This is a genomic window from Granulosicoccus sp. 3-233 (assembly GCF_052681095.1).
The window spans coordinates 503,525-522,821 of sequence record NZ_JBQYLE010000004.1; the positions used below are offsets into that span (position 1 = coordinate 503,525).

Below are 19,297 nucleotides of genomic sequence, written 5' to 3' on the forward strand. Positions count from 1 at the left end.
CCTTACAGCACCAGACTTGCAGCTATCAGCAACATGACAAGTCCGATGATCGCATCCAGAACACGCCAGGCCGCAGGACGTGCAAACAGTGGTTGCAACAGGCGAGCACCATAGCCGAGCGAGAAAAAGAACAGAAACGAGGCGCAGACGGCACCGACGGCAAAGGCCGTTCGAAATTCCTCGAATTTCGTCGAGGCCGCCCCCAGCAGGACCAGGGTATCCAGATAGACATGCGGGTTCAGCCAGGTCAATGCCAGACAGGTAGCCAGTGCCACTTTCCACGATGGCGCCGCTCGGTCGGCAGCCTCCAGCACACCCGCCCCGCGCCAGGCGGAACGGAACGCCATCAGCGCATAGCCGACCAGAAACGCCGCCCCGCCATAGCGGGCGACAGGCCCTATCCACGGAGAATGCTCCACCAGCTCACCAAAACCGAATACCCCGGCGGTTATCAGCAGGGCATCGCTGAACGCGCAGGTCAGACAGATCAGCAAGACATGCTCACCGCGCAGTCCCTGCCGCAGCACGAAGGCATTCTGCGAACCGATGGCGATGATGAGGCTGGCACCGAGGAAGAAACCGGCCGTGAGGGCTGCAAACATGAGTCGTAATGATCAGTGACGTGAGAAGAGGAGCGATTCTTGCCGATTCTGCTGCATTAGCCAAACGATATTATCTTCAGTGAATTAAGCGATTCTTAACCGGCGGTGGCCAAGCCACGACACCTTGCTTTTCAACATGCTCGACTACGACGCACTTGCCACTCTGACGGCAGTCCTGCAGACCGGCAGCTTCGAACAGGCCGCCCGTCGCTTGCATGTCACACCATCGGCCGTCTCACAGCGCGTCCGACAACTGGAACAGCGCCTCGGTGCTCCGCTGGTGATTCGTGCGCAACCCTGTCATGCCACCGCCGTCGGAGAGAGACTGCTGCGGCATACACAGGATGTCGCTCTGCTGGAATCCCGACTGGCGACAACGATGCCGGACATCGTGCCAGCCGGTGTGTCACCCACGCTACGCATCGCTGTGAATGCCGACACCCTCTCCACCTGGTTCATCGACGCGCTGGCAAGCTGCAGCGGACTGTTGTTCGAACTGATTCTGGATGATCAGGATCACAGCCAGCAATGGCTGGAACGTGGTGAGGTGGTGGCGGCCGTGACCGCGGATGCCGCCGCCGTCAGCGGCTGCGATGTGTTGCCGCTGGGCTCGCTGCGCTATTGCGCCACCGCCTCCCCGGCTTTCGTCGAACGGCATTTTTCAAACGGTGTCGATCAGGGCAGCCTGGCAGCCGCTCCCATGCTGATATTCAACAACAAGGACAGGCTGCAGGAACTCTGGATGAAGCAGCAAGGCATTGCCCATAGCTGCCCGCCGGCGCATGGCTTGCCATCGAGCGAAGCCTTTGTGTCAGCGGCTCTGGCGCACATGGGCTGGGGCATGAACCCGGAACTGCTGGTACGCAGTGAGCTGGACAGCGGCCGACTGGTCGAGCTGATCCCCGAAAGCCCACTGGACATTCCGCTCTACTGGCAAAGCCCGAGGCTGATGCGAGACGCGCTGGCTGAACTGACGGCATCGGTACGGCAGGTGGCCGGAGAAGCCTTGCTGGATAAAGCCTGAAGGAGGCTCTGCGATTCTGCCGCCCGGTGAATTCGCGACACAGTGTGTCTCGAATCGAATCCAGGCGCTGCATCAGGCACCAGACCTGACATAGCCGGAAGCATCACCACACCCTGTAGAATGACAGCCTCACACGGGCGCCTTGCCGCCATACCGAGGCCGTCTGCCATACAGGAGAGAGCCACCATGCATCCACAGACAGTCCCTGACGCAGTCTTTCATACGCGTGTTCGCAATGAGGCTCTCGGAGGCCCCAACCCTTTCGAATGGAAGACCCTGAGCAGCGATGAGGTCTTCAGCGGCAAACGGGTCGTTGTATTTGCGGTACCCGGTGCATTCACGCCAGCCTGCTCGGACAGCCACCTGCCAGGTTATGAAAGACTGCATGATGACTTTACCGCGGAAGGTATCGACACCGTGGTGTGTCTGGCAGTGAACGACGCCTTCATCATGTACCAGTGGAAACTGTCTCGACACATCGAGAAGACCGTCATGCTGCCGGACGGCAATGGCGAGTTCACGCGCAAGATGGGCATGCTGGTGGAGCGTACCGAACAGGGCATGGGCTTGCGCAGCTGGCGCTACTCGATGCTGGTCAATGATCGACATATCGAGCGGCTATTCGTGGAACCCGGCTTCAAGGACAATCCGCCGGGCGTGCCGGTCGATGTTTCGAGTGCCGAGACGATGCTCGACTATCTGAAAACGCGCTGATACCAACGGCCTCACCACAACCCCGAAGGCACCGTCGAACAACAGAACTAGAACGTCACCTTGAGCAGAACGCCCAGTGAGGCTTGCTCATCAGCGCCCCGTGTCGAGACCAGGGAGGAATCGACAGCCTCTTCACCCAGCAGATCGACACCCCCGAATCCCACCAGTGACACTCTGTTGGCCAGGGGCACTTCGACAGCGGCATGAATGCCGTAGGACAGCAGTCCCGCACCGGCCTGATAGGCCTCAAGCCCTGACAGTGAGGCCTGCTGTGCATCCACACCAAAAAAGGCATTCATGTAATCCGAATCCGCAAAGTGCAGCTCCGGCCCGACTCCGTAAAACAACGACTTCCCGGCAAGCAGCTTGCGGCCGACCCATTTCACCGAGACATCACCGACAGTACCATCATGCCCCTCGGTGGCCTGACGCAGTTCGACCCGTGACACCAGATGCTCGCTCGAGTACTCGACAAAGCCGCCAATTTCGGCTGTGCCGTCGATGTCACCCAGTCCTTGCAGATCATCAGTCTCGTCACCACTGATGAAATAGCTTTCATCGCCATCCTGCCGCCGACCCGCGTTGTATTTCATGATGGGACCTGCGCGCCAGCCACCCTGCCTGATGAGGTTGTAGCCCACACCGTCGAACGTGGACGCAAAGAAGCGCCCCTTGTAGCTGACGGTGATGTCCGGCGCCACCAGGGAGCGGTGCCGGTTATCGCCCAGATACGACGGTACGGTGACGGTGGCCAGGCCCAGCGACAGATGCCAGTCGGATGCCTTGCCTGGCGATGTGGTAGAAGAATCTGCCGTCGACAGGGATGGCAGGGAGAAAGCACTGGCGACGAGCAGTGTTCGAATGACTGTTTTCATGAGGTTTCTTCCGTGTTTTCAACGTGTTTTGCAAAGAACGTCGCGGCTGAAGCGACTGGTAGCGATGTATGTCAGCCTTCCGGGCTGAAAGCGTTGTATGGGCTGGGCAGTCCGAGCACGTCAAAGGCGGCGTTGATGGCCGAGTCTTCGCCCCGGTCCCGCGCTGCCTTGTCCAATACCGGCACAACGACTTCCGGTGGAATACCGACGGCCTCGAACGATTGGCCGCTGGCATCCAGATACACCTCGTTGGACAGGGTGAACTCCCAGCCATTGGGCAGGCCTCTTTCCAGCACATCCGACAAGGCGCCATTGGTGGACTCCCCGAGATGGGTCACCTGTGGCAAGGAACGCAGCAGCAAGGTCAGGACTTCCGTGGCACTGGCACTGAAGCCACTGGTGATCAGCACCACCGGGTTCTGATAGTTCAGGTGCTCTGAAGGACTGATGGTGAGCGTCTGGATCGCTCCCAGCCCCTGGTAGTCACGAGCGGCCTTGCTCACCACCGCTCGCTCCGTATCGGCAAAGCGATTGGCGACGGCCAACGAAACTGCATCCCTGCCACCGGGTGTCAGGCGAACATCGATGATCAGTCCAGAAGTCTCCGCAAGTTCGGTCAATGCGACATCCAACACCGAATCGAATACTGAAAGTTGTTCATCACCGGTAGACTCGAAGTCGGTGTACAACTGCGCGATTCTCAGGTAGCCCACCGAGTCGCCGAGGACACCCCATTCCAGCAGGCCGGGATGATTGTCATCCGTGGTCGAAAACGCCTCTCCAATATAATTGCCTTGCAGATCCTGTCGCCATTGCCCGATCACAGTGCTGATGTAGCTGGCTTCATCGGCAATGACATCCTGAGACTCGAACTCGTCGATGAGATCCTGAAAGAAGCCCTTGAATTCTGCCGGGTTGAAAACAGACCCTCCATCGACGGTCAGACTGACGTGGGTATCGTCGATGGGTGACAGCAGACCGATCAGGGCTGCTTCCAGCTCGCCTTGCGTACTCTGTTCGCCGAGTGTCGGGCGCCACAGGTCGTATTGGGCCAACCAGTCGACACCGCGCTCATTGAAGAAGGCGTAATGGTCGTTGAAGCTGTGCCAGACATGATCGAACATCTCGGCTGCCGAACTGTCGATCGGTTCTTCGCACACCGCCGGTAGCGCATCCACACGGTTGAACAGCATGGGCACATCCAGCGCGCTTTCTCCCAGTTGCAGCAGATCGTCATCCACATGCACTTCCGGGAAGGCAGCGATGAAGTCTGCCGCCGCCCCCGAATCACGCAGATGACAGGTAGCACGAGTCGCCTCATACACGCTCAGTCGACTGTTCTCGACCTGCAGAAACGATCCGTAACCCGAACGTTCCCAGACGCCCTGCAACTCGTTGCTGATGTTCAGTGGCAGCGTATCGGGATCATCATCACTGCAAGCGACAAGCAGTATGGAGCTCAACAGCACAAGGCTGGTGGGCAATCTGGACGCGAGCGAACTCGCACGAACAGCAAGACTGTGAGTCATGGATAACTCCGTGGGCAGTGTGTGCCCGGTCAGTGGGTAGAGGGGTGTGGCAGCTGTGTCTTCAGCGAGACAACATCCGCTGTCGCTGGTGACAAGTGCCCGCTGGCTGCCGTCAGGGCATCAGGAGTGCATCATTCATCGGCCTGAGCCTCTCTGGTGGTAACGGTCTGAAAGCGGTCTCGGTAGTCCGAGGCCGATACATTCAAGTGACGCTGAAACGCGCGTCGCATGCGTTCGCTGTTCGTGAAACCCGTGCTCCGGGCAATGGCTTCCACAGACTGTCCGGTCTGCTCCAGGGCGACACGCGCAGCCTGAATGCGGGCAAGCTCGACATAGCGCGCCGGAGTCATGCCGGTTTCATCGCGCAACTTGCGTGTCAGTGTTCGTTCGGTCATGCAGCAATGCGCTGCCAGGGTGCCGACGCTCAAGTCATCCCGAATATGGTTCTGGATGAACTGCAGCAGATCGGTAATGACCGGGTCTTCCGCCTGCTGCGCAATCAGCTGTGCACTGAACTGCGATTGCCCGCCGGGACGCATCATGTACATCACGTTGTAGCGGGCCACCTGCAAGGCAATCTCATGGCCCCAGTCCGCCTCCACCAATGCCAGCGACAGATCCATGCCGGCAGTCACCCCGGCAGATGTCCAGACATTGCCATCCTGCACATACAAGGCATCGGCATCGACAGAAACCTGCGGATAGCGTTTGGCCAGCACCGGACACCACCACCAGTGAGTGGTGGCCTTGCGGCCATCCAGCAAACCGAGCTCTGCCAGAATCATGGCCCCGGTACAGATCGAGACGACCCGATCTGCGCGTTCGGCCGCCCATTGCACATAGGCCAGCAGATCCACATCCTCCAACGCTTCCAGCGTCCCGTGACCGCCAGCCACGATCAGCGTATCAATCGGCTTGCGACTGTTCATGGCGCTGGTGAAATCCTGATCCGCCTGCAGACTGATGCCACTGGTGGTTGGAAACACCCCGCTCTTGTGCGCCACCAGGCAAGTCTCGTAGGGAATCTGCCCATCCGGCAGAAACAATCGTGTGCCGGTCAGAATCTCCAACGGGCCTACCACGTCCAGAATGTGTGCATCCGGGTAAACGACCATGACCACACGACGGGTCGGTGTCGCAGTGCTGGCAGATTCCAGTGTTGTCTGTTTTTGCTTGTCCATGGCAAAAGTGTATCGCCACCGGGTTTGACGTAAAGGTCAACAAGCCCTCGTTTTCGGACAAGCTGAACGAAAGGGGCAATCCGGATCCGCCATGACCTCACCTCGACGCTGGGTTGCCGAGACGTCAAGCCGTCGGATTCATGATCCGGTACTCGCCAACGCCATGATGAAACCAGTGTTCCTCCTGTCGATGCGCCACCCAGCGTCGACAAGGCTCCTCCGCCAGTATTGCTCCTGGACATCAGTCGTAGCGCCACGACCGGTGAGCCACTCGCCCCCCCCGGCCCCTGCTGCCCGAGCCTTGTCACCGATACTGCCGAGGCGGGTGGGAAATGGATCGACAGCGGCGTCCTGTACGACCTGGATGGGGCATTCATTGCAGGCCTGGCGGCTGCCCAGCTCAACCCGCCTGAAGAATGGTGGAACTACTGCATCGAGTGCACCATCGAGGACGTTGGCGGCGCCGGAGGACCGGGCGGTCCACCGGCCGCAGGAGTCTGGTAAGGGGTCAGCTCGTAGCGGCAGGCACCGCAGCAATGACGAACGATTTGCGTATATATTCCTCGACGTGCCAGACCGGCTGCAGGCCATTGTCCATCACGAAGCTGTCACCAGCTTCCACCACGAAGGACTCATCGCCGACGACTATCCTGGCCTTGCCTTCCAGTATGTGGCAAAACTCGATCTGATCATTCATCGGGCCCTTGAAAACACCTGCAGTGCTTTCCCACACCCCCGAACGAAAAGCGCCATTGTTGCCCTGGAAGTGCAACCATGCCGTGTGTCTTGGGTCACCAGAGACGGTGACCTTTGTGGTGTCGTTTTGAACGGGCTCTACCGTGGAGTCGGAAAACTTGACAAGCGTGCTCATGATATTTCAGTCTGATTCAATGACAGGAAAGGTGGTCTGGAACGCATGCCCCAGACCCTTGTGAAAAATCTCGTTGGAGAACTGCAAACGACCAGTCGTGTCAGCCGCGTTGCAGCCCTTCGAAAAGCAGTGCCACCGCTTCGGCCCCGGGGTCGTTGTGACCGGCGAGCTTGTCCGCCCTGACATAGCTTGACCGACCCGCACGTGCTTGCGTTATTTCTGCCGTGGCATCTGCCCCGGCACGTGCGGCGTGCGCCGCTTCAGTGATACCCGAGTCCAGCGCCTCGAGTGCCGGGTGCAGGGCATCGATCATCGTTCTATCACCAAGACCGGCACCACCCACCTCCTGCATGCGCGCCAGTCCGGCACGTAAGGCCTGATTGAGGTCGGCCCCCTTGGCCGATGCCTCGCCAGCCGCCATGAAGAAGATCGCCAACAAGACACCTGAAGAGCCTCCCATCTTCTTCGCCAATTCGGCACCCATGGCGTGAAACAGCGATGCCTCATCGGCCAGTGGCAATTGGTCGAGCACCTTGAGCAGGTCACGGGCTGCCGTGGCCAATGTCGATCCGGTATCACCATCGCCTGACTTGGCATCCAGCGCATTCAGTGTCTCCTCGGTCTCGAGCAGAAGCTCGCAGCAGCGCTGGAGAAACGCCTTGCGCTCGGGATGTGAAGACGGCGTTGCTTGTTCCGACTGGACTTCATCCGGTACCGGGAGAACCGTGATTTGCTCGACACGATAAGCTCCGGGCCAGGCCGGCGGCGACACCGCCATTTCAAGCCTCGCCTCATCCTGAGAGTCGACCGGTAACAGAGAGACAGAGAAACCCTGCATGTCCATCGCGGTCATCAGCGGCGCTGGTCCGACCATCCAGCGTATGCGCTCACCAACTGACGAACGCGCCAGCTCGTTGGCGAGAATTCCCATTTCCAACTGACTCGTGCCACCCAGATTGTTCAGCAGCGCGACATGTGGTGCGTCAGACAGGCCCTGTGCAAGCTTGTCCGTGACCCGTTTCATGGCTTGCTCGGCGGAGTCGAAACGAACCTGTTCGATGCCCGGTTCACCATGAATGCCGAGTCCCAGCTCAGCGTGACCTTCGTCAATGCGCGACTCCCGCTCCGAACCCGGTACCGTGCAGGTATTCAAGGACATGCCGATCGTGCGAACGCCGGCGATCACCCGCTCTGCCACACTGGCCACCGCATCCAGATCACGGCCCTCTTCAGCAGCCGCACCGGCAATCTTGTGTACCAGCAGAGCGCCGGCCAGACCCCGTGCCTGCGGAATTTCCGGCAGAGCGATATCGTCATCGACAATGACCATTTTCACGCGATACCCCAGTGCCTTTGCCCGCTCCGCCGCCAGGCCGAAGTTGAGACGATCGCCGGTATAGTTCTTGAGAATCAGCAGACAGCCTGCTTCCCCGGTCACGGCCAGGATACCGGCCAGCACCGCATCCACCGAGGGCGAGGCAAACACCTCGCCGCAGACCGCGGCAGTCAACATGCCTTGCCCGACGAAGCCGGCATGCGAGGGCTCGTGCCCCGAACCGCCACCCGAGACGAGCGCCACTCGATCGCGTGACCAGTCATTGCGGACGACAACCTTGATATGGGGATAACCGTCGAGCCGGCCCAATCGACCACCACTGGCTCGCAACATGCCATCGATCGACTCGGTGACTACCGAATTTCTGGCGTTGATGAACTGACTCATTGTTCTCTCCTGCGTTGTTGATGCGATGATCGGACGTCTTGTGTCATGTGCTTCATGTGCTTCATGTGCTTCATGTGCTTCATGTGCTTCATGTGCTTCATGTGCTTCATGTGCTTCATGTGCTCAGTATCCGAACACACGTGGCAGCCACAATGACAACTCCGGCACGAATGCGATCACGAAGATCGCGATGGTATTGACTGCCGCAAACGGCAGGATCTTCAGCGAGATTTCCTCAATGGATATCTTCGAGATACCCGAGGCAATGAACAGATTCTCGCCCAGCGGTGGTGTCTGAAATCCGATGCCCAGCGTACAGACCATCACCACGCCAAAGTGAACCGGATCGATACCGACACTGTAGGCCACTGGCAGCATCACCGGCACCAGTATCAGAATGGTTGACAGCGTCTCCATGAACATGCCGACGAACAGCAGGAAGACGATCATCAGAGTCCAGATGACGTAGATATTCTGCGTAAACGATAACATGCTATCGGCAATGATCCCCGGTATCTGATTCTCCACCAGCAAGCGGCCGAACACCGTCGCGGTGAACATGATCATCAATATTCGCCCGGTCAGCCAGGTGGTGATCTCGAGCGCGTCGAACAGCTTTCTGAATGTCAGCTCACGGTAGAGCGCCGTACCGACGAACAAGGTGTAGAAGATGGCAACAACAGCCGATTCCGTCGGTGTGAAAAAGCCGGTGTAGATTCCGCCCAGGATGACCACCGGTGCCAGCAACGCCCAGAAACCACGATAAACCGTACGCAGTATGCCCCGCGCAGACCAGCCCTCAGTGGTACCGGTGTAACCACGCTTCTTGCACATGAAGTAGTTCATCGTGAGCAGGCTCAAAGTGATCACGGCAGCAGGAATGACGCCGGCCACAAACAGCTTGGGGATCGACACGCTCTGGAAAATACCGTATTTCTCAATTGCTTCCGGTGTCGGCAGCAGACCGAGCGATGAGATGCCGAAGATGATCATCGGAATCGACGGAGGGATCACGATGCCAAGACCGCCAGCGGAGGCGGTAACGGCAGAGGCGTAGCCCTTGTCGTATTGACGTTCGATCATCGCGGGAATCATCAACATGCCAACCGCGGCTGTGGTTGCCGGCCCAGAGCCGGAAATGGCACCGAAGAAAACGCACGCCATGACGGTGGCGACAGCCATTCCACCGGTAAACGGGCCCGCAAGACTCTCGGCCACCGCAATCAGGCGTCGCGATATACCGGCGGCTTCCATCAAGGCACCAGCGAGTATGAAAGCCGGCAGCGCCATCAAAGGAAAAGACCCTACCGAGGAAAAAGCGATCTGCACGAACTTGGCCGGATTCTCACCCAGATAGAAGAACGAAAATAACGACGAGACTCCGAGTGCCACCGTGATAGGCGCACCGATCAACAGCAAGAGCAGGAAGGAGCCGAATAGTACGGTGACAATGGTGGTTTCCATCAGTTTTTACCTCCTCGTGTGTCCTTTCCGCCAGCAAGGTCGGACGCCTTTTCGGCGGCTGCGGTCTCGCGCGCAATCTCTTCGAGATCGACGCTATCGACATCCTTGAAGTCAACGCCCTTGACCAGCTTGAGGTAATTGACCTGAATGACGCGAATGGTGATCAGCGTGAACGAGATGGGTAGAACGATGTAGATCCACTTCATTTCGATGCCCAGCGTCTGGGACTTCCAGAACTTGTTCATCTGGAAGAACACGAAATTGCTCGACAGGTAGATGAAGACGACGTTGAAGAATATCCAGAACAGGTCCGCGAACGCCTCGATGTAGTTCACCACGCGTTTGCCGAAGAAGCGGAACTGGAAGGTCACGCGATTGTGAGCATGCTTGCGCGCTGCATAGCTCGCGCCGATATAGACGAACCAGACGAACAGGTAGACCGACAGCTCTTCTATCCACGAGATCGAGCTGTTGAATATCTCGCGAGACAGGATCTGTGCGAACAGCAGACAGACAAACGTGACAAGCAGACTTCGACAGATATAGCTTTCCAGATTATCCAGCACGTACCACACTCTAGACATGACTTCTCTCCCGGTTGAAGCGGGGCGCACCGAATGGCGCGCCTCTCGGTGACTGCTTGTTGATCTACTCGATCGGTTGCCTGCCAAGCTCCTCAAGCGTCTCGTTGATGGCGTCTATGCCACCGACACTGTCGTGGAACTTCGGCCATACGGCAGCAGTTGCCTTTTCGATCCACTCGGCCTCGTCCACTTCCGTGAACTCCATGCCCTTGGCCAGCAGCTCGTCCAGTGCTGTCTTCTCCCGTTCACGCAGGAATTCGACACTGTATTCCGTGGCCTTCTTGCCAGCATCCAGGATCGCCTGCTGGAATTCAGGCGACTGCGACTGGAACAGTTGCTCTGACATGATCATGGGTTCGAGCAGGAAGTTGTAGTGAATGTTGGAGATGTACTTCTGAACTTCGTAGAACTTGACCGACTCCAGATCGATGAGCCCCAGATCCTGTCCGTCCACGACTTTCTGCTGCAGTGCCGTGAACACTTCCGACCAGGCCATGGGGGTCGGATTCACGCCCCAGGACTTGTAGGTGTCGATCATGATCTCGTTTTTCGGCACTCGGATGATGAGTCCCTGCAGATCATCCAGCGTCTTCACCGGTCGGGCGGAATTGGTGAGTACCCTGAAGCCCGAGAACGTCCAGGCAACGATGCGCACACCGGCATCACGCGCCGTGTTCTCAACCAGACGTTCAGCCGTCTTGCCCTGGGTGAGGCTGTAGGCCTCTTCCAGATTCTGGATCATGTAGGGCAGCGTCAGCACACCCACGGTTGGCGAGAACGGGGTAACGTTGTTGATCGCCAGTACCGAGAAATCGAGCATGCCCATGGCGGCATTCATCACGGTGTCTTCCTCTGAGCCGAGCTGACTGTTCGGGAACAGATCCGCAGTCAGTTCACCATCGGTTGCCTTTTCGAGCTCTTCGACAAAACGCTCGGCCATGACGTATTGGCCACCGCCCTGAGCGGCCCCCAGGGCAATCTTGAACGTTTCTGCAGCCGTCGACTGCGTCGCAACGGACATCATGGTTGCACCCAGCAACAGGGCGGGCGCAGCAGTTCTGAACAATTTCACGGTATTGTTTCCTTTCGTTGGTGGTTGTGTGGATCAACAGATCCTGATGTTGTCGCCCGTGCTACTGGCAGGGACGTCGGTCGTCAGGTTTCCTGAACATTCATCCGCGCTGGATATCCAGCCAGTCGCGGAAGCCCAGATACTGAGCAGCGGTGCGAACACCCACATCGCGCGCCCAGTGAAACGGAACCTTGCTGTAGGGGGTGGTCGGGTAATCCAGATCTTCGGAACGTTTGCCAGCAACCCGTTCTGCCAGCACACGACCCATGACCGTTGCCATGGCGATACCACGGCCGTTGTATCCCAGGGCTGCCAGAATGCCTTGATCAGGCTCGTGCAAATGCGGAAGATGATCCGGTGTGAATGCCAGACGCCCACCCCAGAAGTACTCGATGTCCTGTTCCTTCAGCTTGGGAAACACAGTCTTGAAGGCATCCAGCAATCGCTTCCTGTCCGGCGCGGCGCAATGCTCGTCACTGCCATGGCTACCCAGAAGCAGTCGGTTGCGATTGTCCTTGCGACCGTAGTAGATGACCCGTCTCGTGTCGGACAGCGTGTGTCCACCGGGCAGATACTCGGCATATTCCTCCGGCGACAGGGGGCGAGTAGCGGCCTGCACGCTGATGATCGGGATGATGGTCTTGCGCAGGCCTTTCAATGTGGAATCGGTGTAGGCGTTTGTACAGAACACGACCCAGTCGCTCGTCACCGCACCCTTGTCGGTTGTCACCTGCCATTGGCAGTTCTGGCGATTGACCGACTGCACCTGATGTGGAAAGCAAACTCTGGCCCCTTGCTCCCGAGCCACACGAACCAGCTCACGCGTATAGGACAGCGGATGCAGACACCCTCCTGCCGGCACCAGTGTGGCAGCGCGATAGGCGCTCGTACCGCTGAGTGTCTGCAGCTCATCCCCATCCACCAGACGGATGTCCATGCCCTGTTCTGTCCAGCGAGCAACGTCCCTTTCCAGGTTGCGGATCGCCGCCGTGCAGTGGGCACCACGCAACCACCCCTTGCGTACCGAATCGCACTTCAGGCCATGCCGCTCGATCAGACCGAAGACCTCGTCGGCGGAATGGATATAACTGTTGATGATGCGCGCACCGGCTGTGGGGCCGAGCTTCCTGATGATGGACTGCGGATCGGTCGGAGCCATCGGGTTGACCTGCCCTCCGGATCTGCCCGAGGCCCCCCAACCCGGCTGCTGGCTGTCGAGCACGGTGACGCTGACGCCCTGGCTGGCCAGTTCCAGCGCTGTTCGAAGACCGGTGATGCCAGCACCGATGATGGTGACGTCGGTGCTTGTCGCACCTTCCAGGGTATCTGTCACTGGCGGCTCGACGGCCGTGTGCGACCAGAGGGACTTCACCGGATTGGAAGCATGTGACATGACGTTGAATAGTGGTTGCCAGGGAGGACTTACACTAACAACGGGCTTTCACTGCCGCCATTTGGCGACTTTGAGTGAATGTATTCACATGTGCGTCACATTGACGCATACTAGCGTCACTTCAGGGAATGACTGGGTGACGGGCAGTTGGCAAGAGCACAAGGCAGGACCGGAAACAAGCAAACAGAATTTTCCCATCTGGCGGAGAATCTGAGGTTCCTCTGCGGCCACTACAGTTCGATATCCGAGGTCTGCCGCAGACTGGACATCAATCGTCAGCAGTTCAACCGCTATCTGGCCGGCAGTACCTACCCCTCCTACCGCAACCTGAAGAGCATCTGTGATTTCTTCGGTGTCGACAGGGAAGAGATCATGCTCGATCATGATCAGTTTCGTCGACTCCTGTCGTCAACCAGTAGCACGGATGAGGACAGCCGGACAGTCCCCGACAAGCTGTACGGCATTCTCCGCCCGATGCTGTCACGCGACAACAAGGCACTGGATGCGTTCGAGGGCTTCTATTTCAGGTACTTCTATTCCTTCGGTTTTCCGGGCTACATCTTCCGAAGCTTCGTCAGGATATACAGTGAAGACGGCATCACCTATTTTCGTCAGGTGGAACGCTCAACCGGCCGAGACACCGCCGTCGGCGAACGCATGTGCATGAACTATCACGGCACCGCGTTCATGATGAGGGACCGGTTGTTCCTGATCGAACGAGAACTACGCATGGACTCGACCTTTTCGGAAACCATCCTGACACCGAACTATCGCGCCAACAATCCCTACCTGTCCGGGATGATGTTGTGCACATCCACCTGCGCGGCGCACCAGCCCGGTTCGGCCCGTACCGTCTTCGAATACCTTGGCAAGCGAATCAATGTTCGTGATGCATTGCGTCAGTGCGATCTGTACCACCATACCGACCCGGAAATTCCGGACAAGGTGAAGCGAGCCATCACGAACGATCTGGCGCCGGGTGAATTCACCTTACGCCCAACACCACTCTAGTTGCAACACGCTGGAACCGGAATGCGCCTGAATCCGGCCCAACTCTATGCTGCTGTGAAGGGGGCGACTAGCGCTGCCCGATAGGCGCATCACCAAACAGCCTCCCTACCTCGGCAGGACTACTGCGCCAGTACTGCACGGGCGCGTCAACGGTGGCGCCGAGCCTGGCAGCGGCATGCCACACCCACCGAGGGTTGTACATGAAGGCACGAGCAATGGCGATCATGTCAGCCTTGCCCTCGGCCAGGATTGCCTCTGCCTGCTCCGGCTCGCTGATCATGCCCACAGCCATGACCGGAATTTCCACCACGGATTTGATGGCATGCGCAAAATGCACTTGATAGCCAGGCCCGATATCGATCTTCTGGTGTCTGGACACACCCGCGCTGGAGACATCGACCCAGTCGCAACCGGCCTCTTCAAGCAACTGACTGAAGCGTGAGGATTCCTGGATATCCCAACTGCTGGCAGGATCCCAGTCACTGGCTGAAATCCGGACACCCATCGGTTTGTCTGCCGGCCAGGCTGCGCGCATGGCACGAAAGACTTCCAGCGGATAGCGCATGCGATTCTCGAGTGAGCCACCGTATTCATCGGTTCGCTGGTTGGCAACCGGAGAGAGGAACTGGTGCATGAGGTAGCCGTGCGCACAATGCAGCTCGATGGCATCGATACCGGCACGATGCGAGCGTTCCACCGACGAGACGAACTTCTCCTTGAGAACCGCCATTTCTGCCACGCTCAAGGCTTCGGGCGGCAATTCCCCTTCGTGATGTTCGATGGAACTGGGAGCCTTTGCCACCCAACCGCCTTCGTTCAGAGGTATCTGCATTCCGGTTTCCCACGGCTTGTGACTGGAGCCCTTGCGACCGGCATGACCCAACTGGATGCAGACAGGCAGCTTCACTCGCGGGTTGACGTTGCGCAGCAATGCAACCAGCTCGGTCAGCCGGGCTTCCTGTGCATCGTTGTAGAGCCCCAGACAACCGTGCGTGATCCGCCCTGCCTCCTCCACAGCCGTCGCCTCCAGCACCAGCATACCGGCAGAACTCTGCGCCAGCTGACCGAGGTGCACGATATGCCAATCCTGAACGATGCCATCAACAGCGGAGTACTGGCACATGGGGGATACGATGACCCTGTTCTTCAGAGTCAGTTCACGTAGCTGGAGCGGTTGGAACAGGTGTGTCATGAAAACTGGAACCGTGGTGCTGTGGAGGGTATGGGTGATCTGCTTATGACAGGCTATCGTCAATGACCCAGTGTATCCCCATTATTGTGCACATGACAGATCGGAACGTCGATGCCTTCGCGCAAGATCATCAGGCTCTGAACAGGAACGCAGCCGGGTGTGGCTTACGGCAAACGCCACTGGCATCGACTGACGAGCTCTTGCGCGATGTCGATGACCTGCAGCCCATCCGTCGCCATTCGAAGATTGGCCGGTGCGCTCTCGGCGGCCAGAATGGCGCTCAACGCCACCGCGCGCTTGAGGTGCCAGTCCAGGCCGGAACCGATTTCCCGCTGCATCAGGCGTGTACACAGTGTTTCCATGCTGGCCGACAACTGCACGGTGGTGACCTGCCCGGCGGGAATGAGCTGCAGGAGACTGTCGATGAACGAGCGCTCTTCAATGACATAGGAGACCACCAGATTCAGCGCTCCTGCCCGCGAACCGTTCTCCCAGATGGCCGCCAGATTCTGCAACCCGAGCCGGTTGCCCCTAGGGTCATCATCCGGCCTCGGAAAGGTATAACGAAGCTGATCGAAGTCGATGAAAGTGTGCGGGACGCCATCGCGCTCGAGAACCTCAGACACCTCGTTGCCGACCGCCGTCTTGCCAACGCCGACCGGGCCGCTGATCAGCAGGATGGGGATGCTCGATGTCATCGCCCTATCGTTGCACATGACCGGTGGTTCGCAAAGCGCCGGACTGCAGCAACTCGCGACTGTCTTCACAGGGGGATGATGTACAGTAGATCAGGTCCGTTCCGGAAGTGACTCTGCACCGATGATACGAGCACGGTCATTGCCATTCATTCACTCACAGGAGAAGTCAATGAGATTGTTCAAAACCGCGCTGCTGGCGTCGGCCCTGGCACTGAGCGCCAGCGTCATGCTGCCGGCTTCAGCGTCTACCCCGCCACAGGTGTTGGTCGTCGCCCAGAACATCGACGACATCGTGGCGATTGACCCCGCTCAGGCGTATGAGTTTTCGTCCGGCGAACTGGTCACCAATGTCTATGACCGCCTGGTGCAGTACGATGCGGAAGACCCGACCGTTCTGGCAGACGGTATTGCCGAGTCATGGGAAACCGATGCCGACGCCAAGACCGTCACCTTCACCTTGCGTGATGACGCGGTGTTCCATTCCGGCAACCCGGTGCGACCCGAGGATGTCGTGTTCTCCTTCGAGCGTGTCATCAAGTTGAACCTGACACCTGCCTTCATTCTGGCGCAGTTGGGTTGGACACCCGAAAACGTACTGGAGAATGTCACGGCTGATGGCAACACGGTCACCGTTCACTATGCGGGTGACTACTCGCCGGCCTTCGTACTCAATGTATTGGCCTCACGTCCAGCATCCATTGTCGATCAGGAAACGGTAATGGCCAATGAGGTCGATGGCGACATGGGCAATGCCTGGTTGAATGAAAACTCGGCAGGTTCCGGCCCTTACTCCATCGTCTCCTACCGTCCTGCTGAACTGATTCGTCTGAAAGCCAACAGTGACTACTTCAAGGGGGCACCGGGTACGAAGTCTCTGATCATCAAGCATGTGGCCGAAGCGGCGACTCAACAATTGCTGCTGGAATCCGGTGATGTGGATATGGCAAAAAACCTGACGCCTGATCAGATCGAATCACTGGACAGGGACGCGCTGAAAGTGGACGTGTTTCCACAGGCTGCTGTTCACTTCCTGAGCTTCAACCAGAAGACAGAATCACTCACGCCTCCTGCCGTGTGGGAAGCTGCGCGTTATCTGGTGGACTACGAGGGCATGACGAACTCCATCATCAAGGGACAGATGGAAGTGCATCAGGCGTTCTGGCCCAAGGGTTTTCCCGGCTCTTACGATGAAACGCCATTCACCTACGATCTGGAAAAAGCCAAGAGCATTCTGAGCGAGGCAGGCATTGAAACACCGATTACCGTGACGCTGGATGTCATCAACGCTGCACCGTTTACCGATATGGCTCAGTCCGTTCAGGCAAGCTTTGCCGAAGCCGGCATCAACTTCGACATACTGCCCGGCACCGGTAGCCAGGTAATCACCAAGTACCGCGAGCGCAGCCATCAGGCCATGCTGCTGTACTGGGGACCCGACTTCATGGACCCACACTCCAATGCCAAGGCATTCGCCTATAACTCGGACAACTCTGACGAGAACTATGCGGCGACCACCACCTGGCGCAATGCCTGGGCTGTGCCGGATGACATGAACCAGATGACCAACGACGCGCTGACCGAAGCCGACCCGGACAAGCGACTGGGCATATACGTGGAACTACAGAAGCGCGTTCAGGAAAGCTCCCCCATCGTGATCATGTTCCAGGCCGCCTATCAGGTTGCAATGGGCAAGAACGTGAATGGGTATGTGAACGGGGCTACTTCGGATTTTGTTTATTATCGGTTGGTGAGCAAGGATTGATTGCAGGGTTTTGATTGGGGTCGCGCAGGGATGCGCGGGATCCGAGGCTGAGTAATCGACAAATTTGCTCGAGAATCAGCCTCATATGCCGATAGGAGCATTCTCAGAAGTTGAGTGACTTTGAGACGCTTGTTTTCGCTGTGCTTGTCTACAAAGCACATGTGTCAAACATTTTCTGTATGGCTGCTTAGTGACCACAGCGGCTGTTTGTTTCTTGATGACGGTGGTCCGGTTTGTGGAGCGACGAGTTGCCTTGCAAGCGTCGTCGGCCGTAAGCCAGTGCAGTTCAGATACAATTTCTAGGACAAAATTCTTACCTAGCAGAATTTCAAAAAACTAAATACAACTGACGATTTATATCCGGTTAGAAAAAGAATAATAATGATCCGGGGAGAATAGTCATTGCGAATTAGTAACAACAGACAACCCTGATATCGCAAATTACCAATTTAGAAAGAGCCGGAGTGCCTGACGGGTTGAGTTGCACTTACGGATTGAATTCGCCCTCTACAATAGTCAATGGAAAGCAAGTTATGGCGTACATTGTATATGTAGTAACTGCGCGAATCGCAATTATTTATACCTCCATCTTACGCATCTAATGTCTAAGCACATAAAGACCATAGAACTCTTGAAGACTTTGGGAGTATTATTAGGAGGCCCGACAGCGTTCGCAGCCTTAGCCGAAATCGACGACAGGTTGGAATTGAATCCAATACTTGAACGGATAGTACTAAATTTTGACACTTTTCAAGAGAGTGCTTGGTCCGATATTTCACATTTCTTAAATTTGGATATTGATCTGACTAAGTTCGCATCGCTTTTAACAATTACTACTCTACTCTTTATGCCGGTGGTGATAGATGTCGTGAAACGTGGTTTTTACGGTACAACTGACAAGGCTGAAAGAACTATATTTGAAACGAGGTTAGTCATAATAAAAGGGGTCATTGGCCTTGGGTTTATGTGTTTACTGTTGACCATGTTTGGGCTTCCAATGCTGATTCCATTGATGACCTTTTTGGGAGCGTTAATCGTAAAAGGTAAACAGTCCATACCTATATATAAGAAGGCGACGACGATCAAAAGCCGTTTTTGTGCCTTATTTACAATTATTATTATGCTCACCTGCTATATCATTGCTCTTCCAATGTCGGTATATGCTGCTCTGAAAAGCGTAAATGGCGGTACTATTCCAGACGTGGACTGGTGGGTAGTCAGCAGTTCCCGGCCAGTGAAAACGGCCCTGACTATCAACGAGTTGCAGAGTTCTGACAAGTCGCCTTTCGTAACCTACGCTCAATGGAAACACCATTGAGAGTCTGTCACCTATGGCTTCGCAATTGGCTACGCTGCGCAAGGATCTCTCGGCTCCGGGATTGATCAGGACGGTGAGAGAGCAATTCTCCAAGATCACTGATACTCGGCGTCAAGGCAGTATTGTATTTACGCTGCCAGACACTTTGTGCGCAGCGCTGGCCATGTTTCAATTCAAATGGCCCTCCCTGCTGCAGTTCGATGAGGCCAGCCATGGCGACCAGACTGTCATGGGTAATCTGCGTCGGCTCTTTTGGCTCGACGAGGTTGCCTCGGATAGCCAGA

The 19,297-nt window shown here is 57.1% G+C and carries 18 protein-coding genes; 6 read left to right on the forward strand and 12 right to left on the reverse strand.

The genetic code is table 11. The annotated features are described in order from the left end of the window. Window positions 1–2: 2 nt before the first annotated feature. Window positions 3–602, reverse strand: coding sequence for a LysE/ArgO family amino acid transporter (locus tag ACUNV4_RS14065; protein ID WP_430879202.1), 600 nt, complete (start codon window positions 600–602; stop codon window positions 3–5). Between the two features lie 136 nt (window positions 603–738). Here ACUNV4_RS14065 and ACUNV4_RS14070 point away from each other — a divergent pair, with 136 nt between their 5' ends. Further along, window positions 739–1,626 (forward strand): LysR family transcriptional regulator ArgP, encoded by an 888-nt coding sequence (locus ACUNV4_RS14070; RefSeq protein WP_430879203.1) that lies wholly within the window; start codon window positions 739–741, stop codon window positions 1,624–1,626. A 186-nt stretch (window positions 1,627–1,812) separates the two neighbouring features. Then, window positions 1,813–2,340, forward strand: coding sequence for a peroxiredoxin (locus tag ACUNV4_RS14075; protein ID WP_430879204.1), 528 nt, complete (start codon window positions 1,813–1,815; stop codon window positions 2,338–2,340). 47 nt (window positions 2,341–2,387) lie between these two features. On the opposite strand, the gene ACUNV4_RS14080 is transcribed toward ACUNV4_RS14075, so the two are convergent. The 3 genes from ACUNV4_RS14080 to ACUNV4_RS14090 all read right to left on the reverse strand — a co-directional run bounded on the left by ACUNV4_RS14080 (window position 2,388) and on the right by ACUNV4_RS14090 (window position 5,925). Further along, complete coding sequence (locus ACUNV4_RS14080) at window positions 2,388–3,215, reverse strand: MipA/OmpV family protein (RefSeq protein WP_430879205.1); 828 nt, start codon at window positions 3,213–3,215, stop codon at window positions 2,388–2,390. A gap of 71 nt (window positions 3,216–3,286) precedes the next feature. Continuing rightward, window positions 3,287–4,744 (reverse strand): S41 family peptidase, encoded by a 1,458-nt coding sequence (locus ACUNV4_RS14085; protein WP_430879206.1) that lies wholly within the window; start codon window positions 4,742–4,744, stop codon window positions 3,287–3,289. 131 nt (window positions 4,745–4,875) lie between these two features. Beyond that, window positions 4,876–5,925 carry a GlxA family transcriptional regulator gene (locus ACUNV4_RS14090; RefSeq protein ID WP_430879207.1) on the reverse strand — a complete coding sequence of 350 codons (1,050 nt, stop codon included), beginning with the start codon at window positions 5,923–5,925 and terminating at the stop codon, window positions 4,876–4,878. Between the two features lie 228 nt (window positions 5,926–6,153). Between ACUNV4_RS14090 and ACUNV4_RS14095 the strand changes: the two genes are divergently transcribed. After that, window positions 6,154–6,429, forward strand: coding sequence for a hypothetical protein (locus tag ACUNV4_RS14095; RefSeq protein WP_430879208.1), 276 nt, complete (start codon window positions 6,154–6,156; stop codon window positions 6,427–6,429). 4 nt (window positions 6,430–6,433) lie between these two features. Here ACUNV4_RS14095 and ACUNV4_RS14100 read toward each other — a convergent pair whose 3' ends face one another. The 6 genes from ACUNV4_RS14100 to ACUNV4_RS14125 form a co-directional block, all read right to left on the reverse strand. Beyond that, window positions 6,434–6,796, reverse strand: a complete 363-nt coding sequence (locus ACUNV4_RS14100; RefSeq protein WP_430879209.1) for a cupin domain-containing protein — start codon at window positions 6,794–6,796, stop codon at window positions 6,434–6,436. A 100-nt stretch (window positions 6,797–6,896) separates the two neighbouring features. Beyond that, window positions 6,897–8,519, reverse strand: a complete 1,623-nt coding sequence (locus ACUNV4_RS14105; protein ID WP_430879210.1) for a dihydroxyacetone kinase subunit DhaK — start codon at window positions 8,517–8,519, stop codon at window positions 6,897–6,899. A 123-nt stretch (window positions 8,520–8,642) separates the two neighbouring features. Continuing rightward, window positions 8,643–9,983 carry a TRAP transporter large permease gene (locus ACUNV4_RS14110; protein WP_430879211.1) on the reverse strand — a complete coding sequence of 447 codons (1,341 nt, stop codon included), beginning with the start codon at window positions 9,981–9,983 and terminating at the stop codon, window positions 8,643–8,645. Further along, complete coding sequence (locus ACUNV4_RS14115; protein WP_430879212.1) at window positions 9,983–10,567, reverse strand: TRAP transporter small permease; 585 nt, start codon at window positions 10,565–10,567, stop codon at window positions 9,983–9,985. Before ACUNV4_RS14115 ends, ACUNV4_RS14110 begins: the two co-directional genes overlap by 1 nt. A 64-nt stretch (window positions 10,568–10,631) precedes the next feature. Next, on the reverse strand, window positions 10,632–11,639 hold the full coding sequence (locus ACUNV4_RS14120; RefSeq protein WP_430879213.1) for a TRAP transporter substrate-binding protein: 1,008 nt from the start codon (window positions 11,637–11,639) through the stop codon (window positions 10,632–10,634). Between the two features lie 100 nt (window positions 11,640–11,739). After that, on the reverse strand, window positions 11,740–13,032 hold the full coding sequence (locus ACUNV4_RS14125) for an NAD(P)/FAD-dependent oxidoreductase (RefSeq protein WP_430879214.1): 1,293 nt from the start codon (window positions 13,030–13,032) through the stop codon (window positions 11,740–11,742). Between the two features lie 147 nt (window positions 13,033–13,179). On the opposite strand from ACUNV4_RS14125, the gene ACUNV4_RS14130 reads away from it, so the two are divergent. Next, the gene (locus tag ACUNV4_RS14130; protein WP_430879215.1) at window positions 13,180–14,043 is read left to right on the forward strand and encodes a helix-turn-helix domain-containing protein; all 864 of its coding nucleotides are present in this window, start codon (window positions 13,180–13,182) and stop codon (window positions 14,041–14,043) included. A gap of 67 nt (window positions 14,044–14,110) precedes the next feature. Here ACUNV4_RS14130 and ACUNV4_RS14135 read toward each other — a convergent pair whose 3' ends face one another. Both ACUNV4_RS14135 and ACUNV4_RS14140 read right to left on the reverse strand, forming a co-directional pair. Further along, window positions 14,111–15,235 (reverse strand): NADH:flavin oxidoreductase/NADH oxidase, encoded by a 1,125-nt coding sequence (locus ACUNV4_RS14135; protein WP_430879216.1) that lies wholly within the window; start codon window positions 15,233–15,235, stop codon window positions 14,111–14,113. A gap of 164 nt (window positions 15,236–15,399) precedes the next feature. Further along, window positions 15,400–15,933, reverse strand: a complete 534-nt coding sequence (locus ACUNV4_RS14140) for a hypothetical protein (RefSeq protein ID WP_430879217.1) — start codon at window positions 15,931–15,933, stop codon at window positions 15,400–15,402. 169 nt (window positions 15,934–16,102) lie between these two features. On the opposite strand from ACUNV4_RS14140, the gene ACUNV4_RS14145 reads away from it, so the two are divergent. Together ACUNV4_RS14145 and ACUNV4_RS14150 are read left to right on the forward strand one after the other, a co-directional pair. Then, complete coding sequence (locus ACUNV4_RS14145; protein ID WP_430879218.1) at window positions 16,103–17,695, forward strand: ABC transporter substrate-binding protein; 1,593 nt, start codon at window positions 16,103–16,105, stop codon at window positions 17,693–17,695. A 601-nt stretch (window positions 17,696–18,296) separates the two neighbouring features. Next, on the forward strand, window positions 18,297–19,013 hold the full coding sequence (locus tag ACUNV4_RS14150) for a hypothetical protein (RefSeq protein ID WP_430879219.1): 717 nt from the start codon (window positions 18,297–18,299) through the stop codon (window positions 19,011–19,013). Window positions 19,014–19,297: the final 284 nt, after the last annotated feature.

Excerpts from the sequence above, each read along its gene's own strand:
- ACUNV4_RS14065 (WP_430879202.1), bottom strand. The coding sequence starts at position 602 with ATGTTTGCAGCCCTCACGGCCGGTTTCTTCCTCGGTGCCAGCCTCATC.
- ACUNV4_RS14070 (WP_430879203.1), top strand. The coding sequence starts at position 739 with ATGCTCGACTACGACGCACTTGCCACTCTGACGGCAGTCCTGCAGACC.
- ACUNV4_RS14075 (WP_430879204.1), top strand. The coding sequence starts at position 1,813 with ATGCATCCACAGACAGTCCCTGACGCAGTCTTTCATACGCGTGTTCGC.
- ACUNV4_RS14080 (WP_430879205.1), bottom strand. The coding sequence starts at position 3,215 with ATGAAAACAGTCATTCGAACACTGCTCGTCGCCAGTGCTTTCTCCCTG.
- ACUNV4_RS14085 (WP_430879206.1), bottom strand. The coding sequence starts at position 4,744 with ATGACTCACAGTCTTGCTGTTCGTGCGAGTTCGCTCGCGTCCAGATTG.
- ACUNV4_RS14090 (WP_430879207.1), bottom strand. The coding sequence starts at position 5,925 with ATGGACAAGCAAAAACAGACAACACTGGAATCTGCCAGCACTGCGACA.
- ACUNV4_RS14100 (WP_430879209.1), bottom strand. The coding sequence starts at position 6,796 with ATGAGCACGCTTGTCAAGTTTTCCGACTCCACGGTAGAGCCCGTTCAA.
- ACUNV4_RS14105 (WP_430879210.1), bottom strand. The coding sequence starts at position 8,519 with ATGAGTCAGTTCATCAACGCCAGAAATTCGGTAGTCACCGAGTCGATC.
- ACUNV4_RS14110 (WP_430879211.1), bottom strand. The coding sequence starts at position 9,983 with ATGGAAACCACCATTGTCACCGTACTATTCGGCTCCTTCCTGCTCTTG.
- ACUNV4_RS14115 (WP_430879212.1), bottom strand. The coding sequence starts at position 10,567 with ATGTCTAGAGTGTGGTACGTGCTGGATAATCTGGAAAGCTATATCTGT.
- ACUNV4_RS14125 (WP_430879214.1), bottom strand. The coding sequence starts at position 13,032 with ATGTCACATGCTTCCAATCCGGTGAAGTCCCTCTGGTCGCACACGGCC.
- ACUNV4_RS14135 (WP_430879216.1), bottom strand. The coding sequence starts at position 15,235 with ATGACACACCTGTTCCAACCGCTCCAGCTACGTGAACTGACTCTGAAG.
- ACUNV4_RS14140 (WP_430879217.1), bottom strand. The coding sequence starts at position 15,933 with ATGACATCGAGCATCCCCATCCTGCTGATCAGCGGCCCGGTCGGCGTT.
- ACUNV4_RS14145 (WP_430879218.1), top strand. The coding sequence starts at position 16,103 with ATGAGATTGTTCAAAACCGCGCTGCTGGCGTCGGCCCTGGCACTGAGC.
- ACUNV4_RS14150 (WP_430879219.1), top strand. The coding sequence starts at position 18,297 with ATGTCTAAGCACATAAAGACCATAGAACTCTTGAAGACTTTGGGAGTA.